This is a genomic window from Nonomuraea sp. NPDC003560 (genome assembly GCF_042878785.1).
Classification (GTDB): Bacteria; Actinomycetota; Actinomycetes; order Streptosporangiales; family Streptosporangiaceae; genus Nonomuraea.
The window spans coordinates 218,185-235,537 of the sequence record NZ_JBIAOF010000003.1; the positions used below are offsets into that span (position 1 = coordinate 218,185).

General features: G+C 71.5%; 16 protein-coding genes, 1 tRNA gene and 2 riboswitches. Of the genes, 14 read left to right on the forward strand and 3 right to left on the reverse strand.

Annotated elements, in window-relative coordinates:
- The first annotated feature begins 155 nt into the window (after positions 1–155).
- The 7 genes from ACFYUV_RS11890 to ACFYUV_RS11920 all read left to right on the forward strand — a co-directional run bounded on the left by ACFYUV_RS11890 (position 156) and on the right by ACFYUV_RS11920 (position 7,880).
- Positions 156–2,450, forward strand: a complete 2,295-nt coding sequence (locus ACFYUV_RS11890; protein ID WP_387667871.1) for a M4 family metallopeptidase — start codon at positions 156–158, stop codon at positions 2,448–2,450.
- Between the two features lie 71 nt (positions 2,451–2,521).
- Positions 2,522–3,895, forward strand: coding sequence for a M28 family peptidase (locus ACFYUV_RS11895; RefSeq protein WP_387669265.1), 1,374 nt, complete (start codon positions 2,522–2,524; stop codon positions 3,893–3,895).
- Positions 3,896–4,156: 261 nt separating this feature from the next.
- Positions 4,157–4,254, forward strand: a riboswitch (glycine riboswitch).
- Between the two features lie 20 nt (positions 4,255–4,274).
- A riboswitch (glycine riboswitch) is annotated at positions 4,275–4,374 on the forward strand.
- Positions 4,375–4,408: 34 nt separating this feature from the next.
- The gene (gene gcvT, locus ACFYUV_RS11900) at positions 4,409–5,494 is read left to right on the forward strand and encodes a glycine cleavage system aminomethyltransferase GcvT (RefSeq protein WP_352350164.1); all 1,086 of its coding nucleotides are present in this window, start codon (positions 4,409–4,411) and stop codon (positions 5,492–5,494) included.
- Positions 5,491–5,880 carry a glycine cleavage system protein GcvH gene (gcvH, locus tag ACFYUV_RS11905; protein WP_352324995.1) on the forward strand — a complete coding sequence of 130 codons (390 nt, stop codon included), beginning with the start codon at positions 5,491–5,493 and terminating at the stop codon, positions 5,878–5,880. The genes gcvT and gcvH overlap by 4 nt, the downstream gene beginning before the upstream one ends.
- A gap of 59 nt (positions 5,881–5,939) precedes the next feature.
- On the forward strand, positions 5,940–7,316 hold the full coding sequence (locus ACFYUV_RS11910; protein WP_387667874.1) for an L-serine ammonia-lyase: 1,377 nt from the start codon (positions 5,940–5,942) through the stop codon (positions 7,314–7,316).
- 49 nt (positions 7,317–7,365) lie between these two features.
- Positions 7,366–7,626, forward strand: a complete 261-nt coding sequence (locus ACFYUV_RS11915; protein ID WP_352350160.1) for a type II toxin-antitoxin system prevent-host-death family antitoxin — start codon at positions 7,366–7,368, stop codon at positions 7,624–7,626.
- Positions 7,623–7,880: a Txe/YoeB family addiction module toxin gene (locus ACFYUV_RS11920; protein WP_387667877.1), complete on the forward strand. Its 258-nt coding sequence runs from the start codon at positions 7,623–7,625 to the stop codon at positions 7,878–7,880. The genes ACFYUV_RS11915 and ACFYUV_RS11920 overlap by 4 nt, the downstream gene beginning before the upstream one ends.
- A gap of 366 nt (positions 7,881–8,246) precedes the next feature.
- On the opposite strand, the gene ACFYUV_RS11925 is transcribed toward ACFYUV_RS11920, so the two are convergent.
- Positions 8,247–8,759 (reverse strand): hypothetical protein, encoded by a 513-nt coding sequence (locus ACFYUV_RS11925; RefSeq protein WP_358283565.1) that lies wholly within the window; start codon positions 8,757–8,759, stop codon positions 8,247–8,249.
- Complete coding sequence (locus ACFYUV_RS11930; RefSeq protein WP_352350154.1) at positions 8,759–9,340, reverse strand: DUF6286 domain-containing protein; 582 nt, start codon at positions 9,338–9,340, stop codon at positions 8,759–8,761. Before ACFYUV_RS11930 ends, ACFYUV_RS11925 begins: the two co-directional genes overlap by 1 nt.
- Before the next feature lie 185 nt (positions 9,341–9,525).
- Here ACFYUV_RS11930 and ACFYUV_RS11935 point away from each other — a divergent pair, with 185 nt between their 5' ends.
- On the forward strand, positions 9,526–10,719 hold the full coding sequence (locus tag ACFYUV_RS11935; RefSeq protein WP_387667881.1) for an amino acid deaminase/aldolase: 1,194 nt from the start codon (positions 9,526–9,528) through the stop codon (positions 10,717–10,719).
- A 27-nt stretch (positions 10,720–10,746) separates the two neighbouring features.
- Here ACFYUV_RS11935 and ACFYUV_RS11940 read toward each other — a convergent pair whose 3' ends face one another.
- Positions 10,747–11,079, reverse strand: a complete 333-nt coding sequence (locus ACFYUV_RS11940) for a DUF3618 domain-containing protein (protein WP_352350150.1) — start codon at positions 11,077–11,079, stop codon at positions 10,747–10,749.
- A 151-nt stretch (positions 11,080–11,230) separates the two neighbouring features.
- On the opposite strand from ACFYUV_RS11940, the gene bcp reads away from it, so the two are divergent.
- The 6 genes from bcp (at position 11,231) to ACFYUV_RS11970 (ending at position 17,305) form a co-directional block, all read left to right on the forward strand.
- The gene (gene bcp / locus ACFYUV_RS11945; protein WP_387667883.1) at positions 11,231–11,704 is read left to right on the forward strand and encodes a thioredoxin-dependent thiol peroxidase; all 474 of its coding nucleotides are present in this window, start codon (positions 11,231–11,233) and stop codon (positions 11,702–11,704) included.
- 104 nt (positions 11,705–11,808) lie between these two features.
- Positions 11,809–11,891 (forward strand) — tRNA-Leu (locus ACFYUV_RS11950).
- A gap of 243 nt (positions 11,892–12,134) precedes the next feature.
- Complete coding sequence (locus ACFYUV_RS11955) at positions 12,135–13,304, forward strand: sensor histidine kinase (RefSeq protein WP_387667885.1); 1,170 nt, start codon at positions 12,135–12,137, stop codon at positions 13,302–13,304.
- Complete coding sequence (locus ACFYUV_RS11960) at positions 13,304–13,954, forward strand: response regulator transcription factor (protein ID WP_358283557.1); 651 nt, start codon at positions 13,304–13,306, stop codon at positions 13,952–13,954. Before ACFYUV_RS11955 ends, ACFYUV_RS11960 begins: the two co-directional genes overlap by 1 nt.
- A gap of 107 nt (positions 13,955–14,061) precedes the next feature.
- Positions 14,062–14,814: an ABC transporter ATP-binding protein gene (locus tag ACFYUV_RS11965; protein WP_352350142.1), complete on the forward strand. Its 753-nt coding sequence runs from the start codon at positions 14,062–14,064 to the stop codon at positions 14,812–14,814.
- Between the two features lies 1 nt (position 14,815).
- Positions 14,816–17,305, forward strand: a complete 2,490-nt coding sequence (locus ACFYUV_RS11970) for an ABC transporter permease (RefSeq protein WP_387667889.1) — start codon at positions 14,816–14,818, stop codon at positions 17,303–17,305.
- Positions 17,306–17,353 lie beyond the last annotated feature (48 nt).

Below are 17,353 nucleotides of genomic sequence, written 5' to 3' on the forward strand. Positions count from 1 at the left end.
GCCATACCACCACGTTATAGCGAACTTGTTGGGTACCGGGTCGCGCCATCCCGGTGTCACCCTGTGTTCATCCCCAGCCGGCCGGGGCTCTTCCACTCCACACCCCCCTGAGGAGCCAGAGAGTGAACCCCAAACTCAGGTTGGGGGCTGCCGCAATGCTCGCGCTAGCCCTGACCACCAGCTCGCTGGTGGGCGCCACGAGCGCCACAGCCCAAGCGTCGCAGGTGGCCGATCCTCCCAGCCCCGACGAGCGCAGGAACGCGATCGCCACCGCACACAACGCGATCCTGGCCGACTCGGCGGCATTGCTGGCATCCGAGCAGGACACGTTCACGCTGACGTCGACCGTCGAAGGCGTCCGCGGCCTGCAGTACCTGACCTACGCCCGCAAGCACGCGGGCCTGCCCGTCTACGGCGGCGACGTGGTCGTCGCCACGGACGCCTCCGGCGCGGTGGTCGACACGGTCGCCACCGGGCAGCGCACGAAGATCGGGATCGGCACGAAGGCGAAGGTCACCGCGGCCCAGGCCGCCGTGACGGCCAGGGCCAAGGTGGCCAGGGTCGAGACCGTCGCCACGCCCGTGCTGTCCGTGCACGCCACCACGACGACCCCGCGACTTGCCTGGGAGGTCCTCGTCACCGGCGCCACCGCCGCCGGTCACGAGACCAAGCTCCACGTCTACGTGGACGCCCTGACCGGCAAGGTCATCGACGACTGGGACGAGGTGCGCGACGGCACCGGCAACAGCTACTACGTCGGCACCGTCACCATCGACACCAGCCCCTCGTACACGATGCGCGACCCCCGCAGGAGCGGCGTCGCGTGCGGCGGCCAGAACGGCTCGCCGTACACGAAGACCACCGACACCTGGGGCAACGGCTCGGGCACGAACCTGGAGACCGCCTGCGTCGACGCGCTCTACGCCGCGCAGCGGGAATGGGACATGCTGAGCGCCTGGCTCGGCCGCAACGGCATCAACGGCCAGGGCGGCGGCTACCCGGCCCGCGTCGGCCTGGCCGACGTCAACGCCTACTGGAACGGCCAGTACGGCTCCTTCGGCCACAACTCCGCCAACTCCCAGCAGCTCACGTCGATGGACGTGGTCGGCCACGAGTTCGGCCACGGCATCTTCCAGTTCACCAGCGGCGGCTCGGGCAGCGGCAACGAGACCGGCGGCATGAACGAGTCCACCGGCGACATCTTCGGCGCGCTCACCGAGGCGTACGCCAACAACCCGAACGACCCGCCGGACTACCTGGTCGGCGAGGAGGTCAACCTCTCCGGGTCCGGGCCGATCCGCAACATGTACAACCCGTCGGCCCTCAACCACCCGAACTGCTACAGCGCCTCCATCCCGAACACCGAGGTGCACGCGGCGGCCGGCCCGCAGAACCACTGGTTCTACCTGGTGGCCGAGGGCACCAACCCCTCGGGCAAGCCCGCCAGCACCCGCTGCGACAACGGCGCCGCGATCACCGGCATCGGCATCCGCAAGGCCGGTGAGGTGTTCATGTCCGCGCTGAACACGAAGACCCAGCCGTGGACGCACGCCAAGGCCAGGGTCGCCACCCTCCAGGCCGCCAAGACCCTGTACCCGGGCAGCTGCACCGAGTTCAACGTGGTCAAGAACGCCTGGGACGGCGTCAGCGTACGGGCCCAGTCCGGCGAGCCGACCTGCACCCAGGGCAGCAACGACTTCTCGGTCAACCTGAACCCCGCCTCCGGCAGCGTCACCCCCGGCCAGAGCACCACGACCACGGTGAGCACCACCGTGACCGGCGGCTCGGCGCAGTCGATCACCCTGCGGACCGGCACCCTGCCGGCCGGCGTGACCGCCTCGTTCAGCCCGGCCACCATCACCGCGGGGCAGAGCTCGACGCTGACGATCACCACCTCGGCGAGCAGCCCGCAGGGCAGCCACTCGATCGCCATCACGGCCGACGGCGCCGACGTGGACCGCCAGGCGACCTACAACCTGCAGATCGGGCAGAGCTCGCCGAACGACTACTCCTTCGGCGTGACCCCGTCGTCGGCCTCGGTGCAGGCCGGCCAGTCGGCCACCGCCACGGTCAGCACGCAGGTCACCGCCGGTCAGGCGCAGAGCATCGCCCTGGCGGCGAGCAACGTGCCCGCGGGCGTGACGGTCAGCTTCAGCCCGTCCACGATCACCGCGGGGCAGTCGTCCACGGTGACGTTCGCGACCACGAGCGGCGTGACGCCCAGCACGTACACGATCAGCCTGAACGCCGACGGCGCGAGCGCCGACCACTCGGCCTCCTTCAGCCTGACGGTGGGCGGCGGCCAGGGCACCACGTGGCAGACGTACACGGCCTACACGGCCGGACAGACCGTCACCTACCAGGGCACCAGCTACCGCTGCCTCCAGGCGCACACCAGCCTGCCGGGCTGGGAGCCGCCCAACACCCCTGCCCTCTGGCAGCCGGTCTAAGTCGCACGACCTGGGCGGCCACGCCGGGGTGGCCGCCCAACCCCCTTGAGGAGCCACAGATCGTGAACGCCATGCTCAGGCTGGGCGCCGCGGCCACCGCCGCGTTGGCCCTGACCCTCACCACGCCGGCCGGACCGGTCGGCGCCGCCGCCGACCCCGCGCCCGACATCCCCGTCGCGAACGTGACGGCGCATCTGAGCCAGTTGCAGTCCATCGCCACGAGCAACGGCGGCAACCGCGCCTCGGGCAGGCCGGGCTTCACCGCCTCGATGAACTACATCAAGGGCAAGCTGGACGCGGCCGGCTTCACCACCCGCGTGCAGAACTTCAGCGGCGGCAGCAACCTGATCGCCGACTGGCCGGGCGGCCCGGCCAACCAGACCGTGATGCTCGGCGCCCACCTCGACAGCGTCGCGGCCGGCCCCGGGATCAACGACAACGGTTCCGGCTCGGCCGCGCTCCTGGAGAACGCCCTCACCCTGGCCGCCCGCAAGCCCACCCTCACCAAGCACGTGCGGTTCGGCTGGTGGGGCGCCGAAGAGGCGGGCATGGTCGGGTCCAGGTACTACGTGCAGAACGGCGGCGCGAGCGGCGTCGAGGTGTACCTGAACTTCGACATGATCGCCTCGACCAACGCCGGTTACTTCGTCTACGACGACGACGCGGCGATCCAGCGCACCTTCAACGACTACTTCGCCACCATCGGCCTGCAGACCGAGGGTGACAGGGAGGGCGACGGCCGCAGCGACCACGCCTCGTTCAAGAGCGCGGGCGTCCGGGTCGGCGGCCTGGCCACGGGGGCCGGGGCGGTCAAGAGCTCGGCCCAGGCCGCCAAGTGGGGCGGCTCGGCCGGGCAGGCGTTCGACCGCTGCTACCACAGCGCGTGCGACAGCTACCCGAGCGCCATCAACACCACGGCGCTCGACCGCAACTCCGACGCCATCGCTTACGCCATATGGAAGCTCGCCGTGGGCACCGGCACGCCCACGGAGAACGACTACTCGATCTCGGTGACCCCGTCGTCGGCATCGGTCCAGGCCGGTCAGTCGGCTACCGCGGCGGTCAGTACCCAGGTCACGTCCGGCCAGGCGCAGAGCGTCGCGCTCTCCGCCGGGAACGTGCCGAGCGGGGTCACCGTCTCCTTCAGCCCGTCCACCGTTCAGGCGGGCCAGTCGTCCACCGTCACGATCGCCACCACCGGCGGCGTCGCGGCGGGGACGTACACCATAGGGATCAACGGCGACGGGGCGACGGCGGACCACTCCGCGTCCTTCACCCTGACCGTCGGAGGGGACGGCCAGGGCACCACGTGGACGGCTTACAAGTCGTACACGGCCGGGGACGTCGTCACCTACCAGGGGGTCAGCTACCGCTGCCTCCAGGCGCACACCAGCCTGCCGGGCTGGGAGCCGCCGAACGTGCCCGCCCTCTGGGCGCGGGCCTGACCGTCGGGCCTGATCTCCGGGCCTGTGATCTGTAGGGCCTGATCCCCGCGGGCCGGTCACCGCCGGCCCGCCCCGAGCTGCCGCGTGCGAGCTGACCTGCCATGACCGGCTCGCGCGCGGCCACCAACGCGGCCGCGACCCCGCCTCTCCGGGGCCGCGGCCGCTTTTCGCTGCGTGCGGGATGTCGAGGATGCCGCGGATGGTGGAGGGCGAAGCGCGACAACACCCCCATGACGGCACTAGGCTGACGGACATCACCGGCGAAACCGTGCGGGAGAGCACCCTGACAGCCGGTCAGGGTCCCTGAAGGAGCAAGCCCTCCCCGCGAACCTCTCAAGGCAAAGGACCGCGCGGCAGCCCTGTAAGGCGTTCTTACGGGGAGGTGACCTCTGGAAAGCAGGCCCTCGGGGCCTCGCCGAAGGTGAAAGTCCGGTAAAACTCGGGCGAAGCTCTCAGGCATCCATGACAGAGGGGGAGGATGCTGGCATCCAATCCTGTCCTGAGGTGCGACAAATGTCCCGACCTACGCCGCTACGAGACGTCCACGAGGCCCTAGGCGCCACGCTGACTGACTTCGCCGGCTGGCTCATGCCGCTCCGGTACGGCAGCGAGTCCGCGGAGCACAAAGCCGTCCGCGAGGCGGCCGGGCTGTTCGACCTCTCGCACATGGGCGAGATCTTCCTGACCGGCCCGCAGGCCGGAGAGGCCCTCGACTACGCGCTGGTCGGCCACCTGTCGGCGCTCGCGCCCGGCCGGGCCAGGTACACGATGATCGTGGACGAGCGCGGCGGGGTGCTCGACGACCTCATCGTCTACCGGCTGGCGGACGAGGAGTTCATGGTGGTGGCCAACGCCTCGAACTCCGACAAGGTCGCGGATGAGCTGAAAAATCGTACTAAGTCGTATGACGCGACGGTCGATGACCGCTCCCAGCAGTACGCCCTCATCGCGATCCAGGGCCCGAAGGCCCAGGAGATCCTGGCCACGCTCACCGACGCCGACCTCGACGGTCTCAAGTACTACGCGGGCCTGCCCGGCGTGGTCGACGGCCGCCAGGCGCTCATCGCCCGTACCGGCTACACCGGCGAGGACGGCTTCGAGCTGTTCGTCGCCAACCAGGACGCCGTGCCGCTCTGGCGCGCCCTGGAGGCCGCGGGCGAGCCGCACGGGCTGCGCGCCGCCGGTCTGTCCAGCCGCGACACCCTCAGGCTGGAGGCCGGCATGCCGCTCTACGGCAACGAGCTGAGCTCCGACCTGACCCCGTTCGACGCGGGGCTGGGCAGAGTGGTGAAATTCGACAAGCCCGGTGACTTCGTCGGCAGGGCGGCACTGGAGGCGGTCAAGGACGACCAGCCCCGCCGCCGCCTCGTCGGCCTGGTCGCCCAGGGCCGCCGGGTGCCGCGTCACGGCTACCCGGTCACCCGCGACGGCGCCGTCGTCGGCGAGGTCACCAGCGGTGCGCCCTCCCAGACCCTGGGCAAGCCCATCGCGATGGCCTACGTGGACGCCGGGGCCGACACAGGTCTGGCCGTGGACATCCGGGGCAGCCATGAACCTATGGACCTGGTCGAGCTGCCCTTCTACAGGAGGAACAAGTGAGCAACATCCCTGACGACCTGAACTACACCAAGGAGCACGAGTGGGTGTCGGGCGTGGACGACGGCATCACCGTGACCGTCGGCATCACGGCCTTCGCCGCCGAGGCTCTTGGTGACGTCGTCTTCGTGCAGCTCCCCGAGGTCGGTTCGACCGTCGAGGCGGGTGACTCGGTCGGCGAGGTGGAGTCCACCAAGTCGGTGAGCGAGATCTACGCGCCCGTCGGCGGCGAGATCGTCGAGGTGAACTCGGCCGTGGCCGACGACCCGTCGCTGGCCAACAGCGACCCGTACGGCGACGGCTGGATGTTCCGCGTCCGCATGGAGGGCGACGCGGAGGACCTGCTGTCCGCCGAGGAGTACACGGCGCTCACCTCAGGCGAGTCCTGACACCAACGCCGGGGCCCGCCGCGGGCCCCGGCACTTCCTGAACTGAAGGGCGCCCATCAATGGCGATCAGCGTCTTCGACCTCTTCAAGATCGGCATCGGACCGTCCAGCTCCCACACGGGCGGCCCGATGGCCGCCGCGCACAAGTTCGCCCGCGGGCTGCACGACGACGGCCTGCTCCCCCGCGTGGCCCGCGTCGAGGTCATCCTGTACGGCTCGCTCGGCCTGACCGGCAAGGGCCACGGCAGCGACAAGGCGGTGCTGCTCGGCCTGTCCGGTGAGAAGCCGGAACTGGTCGACGTCGACTCCGTGGACGCCCGCCTGGCCGAGATGCGCGCCGCGGGCACGGTCAAGCTCTACGGCGAGCACGAGATCCCCTTCGTCGTGGGCCAGGACCTCGTCTTCGAGCGCAAGATCTCCCTGCCCGAGCACCCCAACGGCATGCGCTTCACCGCCCGCGACGAGCAGGGCGAGACCGTGCGCGAGAAGGTCTACTTCTCCGTCGGCGGCGGCTTCGTCGTGGACGAGAAGGCCACCGGCGCCGACCGCATCAAGCCCGACGACACCGTCCTGCCCTACCCGTTCGCCTCGGGCGAGGAGCTGCTCAAGCACTGCTCGAACACCGGCCTGTCGATCTCCGCCCTCATGCTGGAGAACGAGAAGGCCTTCGGGCGCACCGAGGAGGAGATCCGCGCGGGCATCCTCAACCTGTGGCGGGTGATGTCGGAGTGCGTGCGGCGCGGCATCAGCAAGGAGGGCGTGCTGCCCGGCGGCCTGAAGGTCAAGCGCCGGGCCAACCAGCTCCACCGGCGGCTGCAGGCCGAGTCGGCCGAGAAGGACCCGCTGCAGGCGATGGACTGGGTGGCGCTGTTCGCCCTGGCCGTCAACGAGGAGAACGCCGCCGGCGGCCGCATCGTCACCGCCCCCACCAACGGCGCCGCGGGCATCATCCCGGCCGTGCTGACGTACTACACCAAGTTCGTCCCGAGCGCCGACGACGACGGCGTGGTGCGCTTCCTGCTCACCGCAGCCGCGATCGGCGTGCTGTTCAAGGAGAACGCCTCGATCTCCGGCGCCGAGGTCGGCTGCCAGGGCGAGGTGGGCTCGGCCTGCTCGATGGCCTCGGCCGGCCTGACCGAGGTCATGGGCGGCACCCCCGAGCAGGTGGAGAACGCCGCCGAGATCGGCATCGAGCACAACCTCGGGCTGACCTGCGACCCGATCGGCGGCCTGGTGCAGATCCCGTGCATCGAGCGCAACGCGGTGGCCTCCAACAAGGCCATCACGGCCGCCAGGATCGCCCTGCGCGGCGACGGCCGCCACTACGTGGCGCTCGACAAGGCCATCAAGACCATGCGCGACACCGGCCGCGACATGCTCGACAAGTACAAGGAGACCTCCCGCGGCGGCCTGGCCGTCAACGTCATCGAGTGCTGACCCGCCTCCGAGTGGTACCGCCAAGTTGTACCGCTCGGAGGAGGCGACCATGTCCATCACCGCCAGCGAGGCTCGCCGTCGTCTGTTCCCCCTCATCGAAGAGGTCAACAACGACCGCACCGCCGTGGAGATCGTGTCCAAGAGCGGCAGCGCCTACCTGGTGGCCGCAGAGGAGTACGAAGCACTGCAGGAGACGGCCTACCTGCTACGTTCCCCGGCCAACGCCCGCCGGCTGATCGAGTCCTATCAGGAAGCGATCCAAGGGCGTCATGAGCGGCACGAGCTGCTGGGCGACGAGGCTGCTCGGTGAAGGTGGCGTTCACCAGCCAGGGCTGGGAGGACCACGTCCACTGGCAGACGGCTGACCGGCAGGTGCTCAAGCGCATCAACCGGCTCGTCGAGGATGTCCTGCGCGATCCTTACGAGGGCATCGGCAAGCCCGAGCCCCTCAAGTACGCGTTGGCGGGCGCCTGGTCCCGGCGCATCACCGACGAGCATCGCCTGGTGTACCTCGTCCTGCACGACGAGATCGTCGTCCTGCAGGCTCGCTACCACTACGAGTAGACCCGCCCGGCCCCCTCCGCGGGAGAGGGCCGGGGGCCGGGGTTCAGGCGGATGAGCGGCAGATGACCGTGGTGGTGTGGCTGTCCACGCAGATCAGGCCGACCGCGGGGCTGAGCGCCTGGGCCAGCAGGCCGGGCAGGTGGTCCCCCACGCAGTGCATCTGGCCGTCTTCCCCGATCTTGCAGGGGATCAGCGGAAAACCGTCGCCCGTCGCCGCGTGGGCGGCGGGCGCGGCGAGCGCGAGGGCGAGGGTTGCGGCGGCGAACGCGCCGATGATGCGGTGAATGACGACCTCCCGATCGGATTCGACGACGAAGGCGCCGAGTCGCGCCTTCTTCCTTCAGCTACGAGCAGCCGGTTGACTGGTCAGCGGCGCTCGGCCGGTTGGCGGCGGACGTGCACGCGGACGACCGCGGGCGTCTCGTCGTCGCGCACCTCACGGCGGATGCGGCCGACGATGTCCTGGTCGAGCTTGGTCACCACCGCGCCGACGTCCGCGTCGGAGGGGCAGGTCAGGGCGACGCGCAGGCCGTTGTCGGCGACCCGTACGGCCGCCCGGCCCAGGCCGTCCACGCCCTTGAGGCCCACGCACAGCATGGCCGTGCCGGTGCCGCTGGCCGCGCCCCGGCGGCCCCAGCCCAGGCTGAGCAGCAGCCAGCGCACGGCGAGCATGGCCAGGATCAGCATGGCGAAGGCCAGCAGCCACAACGTCCAGGGGTCGGCGGCCAGCGTGCGGGCGAACTCGGCGGGCAGCACCTTGGCGTTGCGCGGCAGGTCGAACAGCAGGCCCCTGCCACGCAGCCAGCCGTAGCCGCCCACGGCGAGCAGGGCGAGGCCGACCAGGGCCAGGCCGACGCGGTTGCCCGTGTACTGCCGCATCACACGCCCTTCCTGCGCAGCCGGACGACGACCTCGCCGGTGCCGAGCGTGCCGACGCCGGCCAGCCGGTCGCCGACCGCCGTGCCGACCTGCCGGAGCATCGCGCCCGAGCTCTCCGGCCCGGTCACGACGGTGACCTCGATGGTGCGCCGGCGCAGCCGTACCCGGGCCCGGTCCACGCCGTTGACCTTCTGGGCGGCCGCGCGCAGGGTGCGGCGCAGCCCGGCGCGGGTGATGCCGATGACGATCAGCGGGTCGGACGTCTCGACCGGGACCGTTCTGGACCGTCCCGGCACGATCGCGAGCAGCAGCATCAGCAGCCCGGCCCCGGCGGTGAGCAGCGCGGCCGAGGAGACCTGCGGCCAGGTCCGCGCGCCGGCCAGCTCGACCGCCTCGTTCACCGGGACCCAGCCCAGCGGCTTGCCGAGCAGCGACGTCACCACCTCGGCGGTCGTCGCGCCGAGCACGGCGGCCAGGACGAGCGCGACGAGCGCGCCGGGCAGCGTGCGCGCCGGTCTGAGCGCCCGTCTCGCCCTGCGCAGCCCGGTGTGGTGCTGGGCGGTGATGGCTGCGGGCACCATCTGCTGAAGCGTGGTCATCACAACGACAGACGTACATGGGTGCGCGGGGGCCGCGACCGCGCCCTCGCCGCCCATTTGCCCGATCATTACGGCCGCACCAAGGAAAGTGAACCTCTCCCGCGCTCCGGAAAGGAATATGAACCTCACTCATATTCATTCGCCCGATATGCCGTTACCCTGCTGACATGGATGACCGCCGGCGCTACGACCGCGCCACCGCCGCGCTCGAACCGCCCTTCGCGATCCTCGACCTGGCGGCCATGCGGGCCAACGCGGCCGACCTGGTGCGCCGCGCCGCCGGCAAGCCGATCCGGGTGGCGAGCAAGTCCGTGCGCAGCCGCGCGGTCCTCGAACGCATCCTGGCCATGGACGGCTTCCGCGGCATCATGGCCTTCACCCTCCCCGAGGCCCTGTGGCTGGCCGGACAGGGTTTCACCGACATCCTGGTCGCCTACCCCACGGCCGACCGGCGCGCGCTCGCCGCCCTGGCCGCCGACCCGCGGGCCGCCGCCGAGATCGCGATCACCGTCGACTCCCGCGAGCAGCTCGACTTCGTCGAGCAGGCCGTGTCGGACGTGCATCCCAGGGCCGAGCTGCGGCTCTCCCTCGACCTGGACGCCGGCTACGTCGCCCTCGGCGGCAAGTTCAGGGCCGGCGCGCTCCGCTCCCCCGTGCGCGAGCCCCACGAGGCCGCCGACCTGGCCACGGCCATCGCCAAGCGTCCGGGGCTGCGCCTGGTGGGGCTCATGGCCTACGAGGCGCAGATCGCCGGGGTGGGCGACGCCCCGCCGGGCAACGCCGCCTTCGCGCGCGTCGTCCGGGTCATGCAGGCCCGCTCGGCCCGCGAGCTGATCCTGCGCCGCGGCCGCGTCGTGAACGCCGTGCGCCAGGTCGCCGACCTGGAGTTCGTCAACGGCGGCGGCACCGGCTCGATCGAGACGACGGTCAGGGAGAAGGCGATCACGGAGGTCGCCGCCGGATCGGGCTTCTTCCACCCGCGGCTGTTCGACTTCTACCGGCGTTTCACCGGCCGTCCTGCGGCCCTGTTCGCGCTGCCGGTCGTCCGGCGGCCCGGGCCGGACACGGTGACGGTGCTGGGCGGCGGCTACCTCGCCTCCGGCCCTCCCGGGCCGAGCCGGCTGCCGCAGCCGTACCTGCCCGCCGGCCTGCGGTACGCGCAGGACGAGGGCGCGGGCGAGGTGCAGACCCCGCTGCTGGGCCAGGCGGCCCAGGAGCTGCGGGTCGGGGACCGGGTGTGGTTCCGGCACGCCAAGGCGGGCGAGATGTGCGAGCGCTTCGACACCCTCCACCTCGTGGACGGCGACACCCTGGCCGAGTCGGTGCCGACGTACCGGGGCGAGGGCCGGACGTTCCTGTGACCCCGGCCCCGGCCCCGGCACACCCGCTCAGCGCCGGCGGCGCCTGCGCCGGAACAGCACGATCGCGGCGCCGACGACCAGCACCGCGCCGACGCCGATGAGCACCGGCGCCAGGTTGGGCTGCTCGTCCTCCCACACCCCTTCGGGCTTGTCGCCGTAGTCGACCGGGCGGGCGGTCACCCCGAGGGCGTCCCCCACGGACGCCACGAAGTGGCCCGCCCGGGTCTTGACATCGGCGACCGTACGCTCGGCGACCCGCTTGGGGCTCACCCGGTCGGCGATGGCGTCGACCGTCTGCGCCAACTCCGCGCGCGTGCGCGCGATCCGCCGCTCCAACTCGTCGGGATCGGTGTCAGCCATGGCTCTCCTTTCGACCGTACGCGTGGTCGCGCCCGCTACGTTGTCCGTCGCGAGCTCCGTCCGTTCTGGTCGTGATCAGTCTGTCAGGTCGGCGTGCCGTACGGCACAGCGGCCGGGCCGGTAGGTTTGCCGGAGGAACTCAGGAGGGCCCATGACAGAGACCAAGCTCGCGCCCGGCGACGCCGCGCCCGAGTTCACGCTACCCACCGCCGACGGCGGCACCGTCTCCCTCGACAGCCTGCGCGGCAAGAGGGTGATCCTCTATTTCTACCCCGCCGCCATGACGCCCGGCTGCACCAAACAGGCCTGCGACTTCCGCGACAACCTCAGCCAGTTGACCGGCGAGGGTTTCGTCGTCCTCGGCGTGTCGAAGGACAAGCCGGAGAAGCTGGCCAAGTTCGTCGCCCGCGACGCCCTGACCTTCCCCTTGTTGTCGGACCCGGAGCTCGCCATCCACCAGGCGTACGGCGCGTACGGCCCGAAGAAGCTCTACGGCAAGGAGATGATCGGCGTGATCCGCTCGACGTTCGTCATCGACGCCGACGGCAAGATCGAGCAGGCGCTCTACAACGTGAAGGCCACCGGCCACGTGGCCTCGCTCAAGAAGAAGCTCGGCCTGGCCTGACCCCGGCTCGCGGGCCCCGCCGACAGGGGGCCCGCGGTCGTCGCGGAAGGCTGCCCGGCCACGGCCGGAGCGCTAAGCTGTTCCCAGCCCGCCTCGGCGGGATCGCGGGCGTGGCGAAATGGCATACGCGGCAGGTTTAGGTCCTGTTGGTGGAGACACTGTGGGGGTTCGAGTCCCCCCGCCCGCACACGCGGCGGCTGCGCGGGCCGCGCCGTCCGGGAGGCCGGGTCGCGCGGTGCTTCCTCTTCACCGCGCGACCCGCGTCTCGATCATGATCCGCCATCACGATCTCCCTTTACTCGCCCGCGAGGGGCGCTCCCAGGTACCACCATGCCTGGTCCCCCGTAAGACCCATGTAAGACCTGGGTCGTAGGCGGACTTCCCCCTCCAGGCGGACAAACCCGCGGCGTGGCTTACATATCGTGATGATGTGTTCGGCAGGGTACGGGCGTGGTCGAGGCGCCACGGCGGGCTGGTGAGCGTCCTGCGGGTCGCCCCCCTCGCCGTCTTCAGCTTGCTTCTGGCGATCCCCTACGCCTCGCTCACCCCGGCGGGGGGCGGCCGGTACCTGGGCGTGGCGGGCTACCTCGCGCTCTCGGTGCTGCTGATCGCGCCGCTGCTGTGGCGGCGCAGGCCGCTGGCGGCGTACGCGGTGATCACGCTGGCCTCCTTCGGGCAGTGGCTGGCCCACGTCGACCCGCTGCCCGCCAACCTCGCGGTCATGGTGGCGTTGTGGACGGTCGCCTCCGAGTGCGCGTTCCGGTGGGCGCTGGCCGCCGGGCTGGTGGCCGAGCTGGGGATCTTCCTGGCGCTGGTGAACTGGTCCGTCGCCACCTTCGGCATGTTCTTCAGCGGCTCGATCTTCGTCGTCACCATCTGGCTGGCCGGCCTGTACGCCAACACCCGCCGGCGCTACCTCGAAGGGCTGGAGGAACGCGCCGAGCGGGCCGAGCGCGAACGCGACCAGCAGGCCAGGATGGCCGCGGCGGCCGAACGCACCCGGATCGCCAGGGAGCTGCACGACGTGGTGGCGCACAATGTCAGCGTGATGGTGGTGCAGGCCGACGGCGCGGGCTTCGCCCTCGACAGCGACCCCGAGCAGGCCCGGCTGGCCGTACGGAACATCTCCAAGACCGGGCGGGCGGCCCTGGCCGAGATGCGCAGGATGGTCGGCGTGCTGCGCGAGAACGAGGACGACGGCACCGACTACACTCCGCAGCCCGGCCTGGGCCAGCTCGAAGAGCTGGTACGCGGCGCCGGCGTGCCCGCCAGCCTGCGGATCGGCGGCGTGCCCGGCGAGCTTCCCGAAGGTCAGCAGCTCGCCGTCTACCGCATCGTCCAGGAGGCGCTGACGAACGCGCTCAAGCACGGCGGCCCGCACGTCCAGGCGCGGGTCGAGATCGACTACGGCGGGCCGGAGCTGGTCGTCCGGGTGACCGACGACGGGCGGGGCGCCGCCGCGCCGCGCAGCCCCGACGGGCACGGCCTGATCGGCATGCGCGAACGCGTCGGCATGTACGGCGGCGCGGTCTCGGCCGGTCCCCTGACCGGCGGCGGCTTCGAGGTGCTGGCCCGCCTCCCGACGGCCAGGGCGGCGTGATGATCAGGGTGATGCTGGTCGACGACCAGGAGCTGCTGCGGGCCGGGTTCCGGATGGTGCTCGGCGCCCAGCCCGACATCGACGTGGTGGCCGAGGCCGCCGACGGCGTCACGGCCCTGGAGCTGCTGGACCGCGTCGAGGTGGACGTCGTGCTCATGGACGTCCGCATGCCGCGCATGGACGGCGTCGAGGCGACCAGGCGCATCGACGGGCCGAAGGTGCTGATCCTGACCACGTTCGACCTCGACGAGTACGCCCTGGCCGCGATCAAGGCGGGCGCGGCCGGGTTCCTGCTGAAGGACGTGCCGCCGGCCGACCTGGTCAACGCCATCAGGCAGGTGCACGCGGGCGACGCCGTGGTCTCGCCGCGCACGCTGCGCCGGATGCTGGACCGCTTCGCCGCCCAGTTGCCGGTGGAGGAGCTGCCGGCGGCGACCGAGCTGACCCCGCGCGAGCGGGAGGTGCTGCTCATGGTGGCCCGCGGCCTGTCGAACATGGAGATCGCGGGCCGCCTGGAGGTCGCCGAGGCCACGGTGAAGACGCATCTCGGCCGGGTGCTGGCCAAGCTGGGGCTGCGGGACCGGGCCCAGGTGGTCGTGTACGCCTACGAGGCGGGGCTCGTCGTGCCCTCGCATCGGCCGAAAGGCTGACGAGGGTCGTCTGAGGTCCTACACGAAGTCCCTCCTCAGGGCCCACAATTCCTGAAATTTCCACTCCTAACGTGGGTCGCGACGAGAAATTGCGACAAGGAGTGAAAGTGACCCTCACCGAGTCCTGGCGCGCGGCACCGCCCGCGGTGGTGGCCAAGGCCCTGACCAAGGTGTACGGCCAGGGCGACGCCCAGGTCCACGCCCTCCGCGGCGTGGACGTGGCCTTCGCCACCGGCGCCTTCACGGCGATCATGGGCCCGTCCGGCTCCGGGAAGTCGACGCTCATGCACTGCCTGGCCGGCCTGGACACCGCCACCTCGGGCACGGTGCACATCGGCGACGTCGAGCTGACCGGCCTGGCCGACCGGCAGCTCACGCTGCTGCGCCGGGAGCGGATCGGCTTCATCTTCCAGGCGTTCAACCTGCTGCCCACGCTGACCGCCGAGCAGAACATCAGGCTGCCCCTGGACATCGCCGCCCGGCAGGCGGACGAGGAGCTGTTCGCCCGGGTCATCGACACCGTCGGGCTGCGGAACCGGCTCGGGCACCGGCCGACCGAGCTGTCCGGCGGCCAGCAGCAGCGCGTGGCCGTGGCCAGGGCCCTGATCAGCAAGCCGCAGGTGATCTTCGCCGACGAGCCCACGGGCAACCTGGACTCGCGCAGCGGCTCGGAGATCCTGTCCTTCCTGCGCACCTCGGTCCGCGAGCTCGGCCAGACCATCGTCATGGTCACCCACGACCCGGTCGCGGCGGCCTACGCCGACCGGGTGGTGTTCCTGCGCGACGGCGAGCTGGTCACCGAGATCACCTCGCCGTCGCCGCAGGCCGTCCTGGACACGCTCGTGAAGCTGGAGGGCTGAGGTGCTGAAGACGGCGCTGGCCGGGCTGCGCGCGCACAAGCTCAGGCTGCTGCTCACCTCGCTGGCGATCACGCTCGGGGTGGGCTTCATCGCGGGCACGTTCGTGCTGAACGACACCATCCAGGCGGGCTTCTCCCAGCGCGTCACCGCCGACGCCGACAAGGTGGACGTGGCCGTCCTGCCCAAGGAGCGCGACGGCGTGCTGCCGGAGCAGGCCCTGGAACGGGTGCGCGCCCTGGCCGGCGTGACCGAGGCGCAGGGCCTGATCCGCGACCCCGCGCCGCTGCTCGGCAAGGACGGCAGGGCGGTCGGCAGCAGCCCGACCACGGCGCTGTCCATCGTCCCCGGCCCGCTGGACCGCACCGCGATCGTCGCGGGCACCGGCCCGGGCACCGACGACCAGGCGGCCGTGCTGGACAAGAACACCGCGAAGTCGCAGGGCCTGCGGCTCGGGGACACGATCACCGTGCTCGACCGCAAGCAGGCCCGCCACCAGTTCCGGCTGGTCGGCCTGCTCGACCCCGGGGTGGACCAGGAGCTGTCCTTCACCGGCGCGGTCGGCTTCACCGCGGCCACCGCGCAGCGCATGACCGGCGCCAAGGGCTACCGCGAGATCGACGTCGCCGGCTCGGCCCCCGGGCTCAAGCAGGCCGTGGCCGCGGCGCTCGGCGACGCGTACGAGGTCAAGTCCGGCACGGAGCTGGCCGACGACCTGGCGGCCTCGGCCGGGCTGTCGATGCGCACGCTGACCATCGGCCTGCTGCTGTTCGGGGCGGTGGCGATGATGGTGGCCGCGCTGGTCATCTACAACACCTTCACCATCCTGGTCGCGCAGCGCACCCGGGAGATGGCGCTGCTGCGCTGCATCGGCGCGACCCGCGGGCAGGTGTTCGGCTCGATCGTGCTGGAGTCGGTCGCGGTCGGGCTGCTCGCCTCCGCGCTCGGCCTGCTGGCCGGTTACGGGCTGGCCATGCTCGCCCTGACGCTGCTGGCCGCGTTCGACGCCCCCATGCCCACGGACGCGGCGGTCGCGCTGACGCCGGCCACCGTCGGGATCGGCCTGGCCGTCGGCCTGGTGGTCACCCTGTTCGCGGCCCTGCTGCCCGCGCGGGCGGCCACGCGCGTGCCGCCGGTCGCGGCGCTGCGCGCCCAGCCGGAGGAGCAGGACTTCCGCACCGGCCTGCTGCGCTCGGTGTTCGCGGGGCTGTTCCTGCTGGCCGGGGCGGGCCTGACCGCGTACGGCGTGGCGGGGCTGCCGGCGGGCGAGACGAGCACGCTGTTCGTCGTGATGGCGGGCGGCGCGCTGGTCTTCCTGGCCGTGCTGATCCTCGGGCCGGTGCTGGTCGGGCCGCTGAGCGCGGTGGTGGGCTGGGTCCCGGCCAAGCTGTTCGGCGTGCCCGGCCGCCTGGCCCTGGACAACTCGGCCCGCAACCCCCGGCGCGCCGCGACCACCACGGTCGCGCTCACCATCGGCGTCACGCTGATGACGCTGATCTCGGTGCTCAGCGCCTCCACCCGGCTGACCGTGTGGAACAAGCTCGACGAGCAGTTCCCGGTCGACTACATGCTGGCCGGCCAGGTGCAGGACAGCGGGGTGCCGAGGTCGGTGGCCGAGAAGCTGCGCGGCCGTCCCGAGCTGGCCTCGGTGCTGCAGATCCGCGAGACCCCGGCCAAGGTGGGCGACCGGCGCTTCGACATCGGCACCTACCACGGGACCGTCACCCCCGAGGTGCTGTCCGGCTCGATCGCGGGCCTGTCGGCCGGGCAGGTCGCGCTGCTCGACTACGCGGCCTCCGCCCTGGGCGTCAAGGTCGGTGACACGGTCACGGTGAAGACCGAGCTGGCCGGGTCCGTGCCGCTGAAGGTGGTCGCCGTCCTCGCCGGGACGAACTCCACCCTGCCGCCGCTCACCGTCGCCGAGCGGCCGTTGGACACCTACTACGACCGGGTGCCCGACTCCCGCGTGATGATCAACATCCGCGACGGCGTCGCGACCGACCAGGCCCGCCAGGTGGTCAAGGCCGCGATCGCGGCCCATCCCACCGTCCAGATGGCCAGCTCGACCGAGGTACGCGGGCAGTTCGACGAGACCCTGGACATGCTGCTCATGATCGTGACCGGGCTGCTCGGGCTGGCGATCCTGATCTCGCTGCTCGGCATCGCCAACACCCTGTCGTTGTCGGTGCACGAACGCACCAGGGAGTCGGCGCTGCTGCGGGCGCTCGGGCTGACCCGGCCGCAGCTGCGGCGGATGCTCTCGGTCGAGGCGCTGCTGCTCGGCCTGATCGGGGCGCTGGTCGGCGTGGTGCTCGGCGGCGTGTTCGGCTGGGCCGCGGTACGGGCGATGTTGCCCGGTGCGGTGTTCTCCGCGCCGCTCGGGCAGATCGCGCTGTTCGTGGTGCTCTCGGGGCTGGCGGGCGTGCTGGCCGCCGTGGTGCCGGCCCGGCGGGCGGCCAGGGCGTCGATCGTCGGCTCGCTGGCTACCGGTTAATCCCTGATAAAAGCGAATAAAAGCGAAAAATCAGGATAGAGGGTACGC

What these genes read in the sequence shown, in the direction of transcription:
- ACFYUV_RS11890 (WP_387667871.1), top strand. Translation starts at nt 156, where the DNA reads ATGCTCGCGCTAGCCCTGACCACCAGCTCGCTGGTGGGCGCCACGAGC.
- ACFYUV_RS11895 (WP_387669265.1), top strand. Translation starts at nt 2,522, where the DNA reads ATGCTCAGGCTGGGCGCCGCGGCCACCGCCGCGTTGGCCCTGACCCTC.
- gcvT (WP_352350164.1), top strand. Translation starts at nt 4,409, where the DNA reads ATGTCCCGACCTACGCCGCTACGAGACGTCCACGAGGCCCTAGGCGCC.
- ACFYUV_RS11910 (WP_387667874.1), top strand. Translation starts at nt 5,940, where the DNA reads ATGGCGATCAGCGTCTTCGACCTCTTCAAGATCGGCATCGGACCGTCC.
- ACFYUV_RS11915 (WP_352350160.1), top strand. Translation starts at nt 7,366, where the DNA reads ATGTCCATCACCGCCAGCGAGGCTCGCCGTCGTCTGTTCCCCCTCATC.
- ACFYUV_RS11925 (WP_358283565.1), bottom strand. Translation starts at nt 8,759, where the DNA reads ATGCGGCAGTACACGGGCAACCGCGTCGGCCTGGCCCTGGTCGGCCTC.
- ACFYUV_RS11930 (WP_352350154.1), bottom strand. Translation starts at nt 9,340, where the DNA reads ATGGTGCCCGCAGCCATCACCGCCCAGCACCACACCGGGCTGCGCAGG.
- ACFYUV_RS11935 (WP_387667881.1), top strand. Translation starts at nt 9,526, where the DNA reads ATGGATGACCGCCGGCGCTACGACCGCGCCACCGCCGCGCTCGAACCG.
- ACFYUV_RS11940 (WP_352350150.1), bottom strand. Translation starts at nt 11,079, where the DNA reads ATGGCTGACACCGATCCCGACGAGTTGGAGCGGCGGATCGCGCGCACG.
- bcp (WP_387667883.1), top strand. Translation starts at nt 11,231, where the DNA reads ATGACAGAGACCAAGCTCGCGCCCGGCGACGCCGCGCCCGAGTTCACG.
- ACFYUV_RS11960 (WP_358283557.1), top strand. Translation starts at nt 13,304, where the DNA reads ATGATCAGGGTGATGCTGGTCGACGACCAGGAGCTGCTGCGGGCCGGG.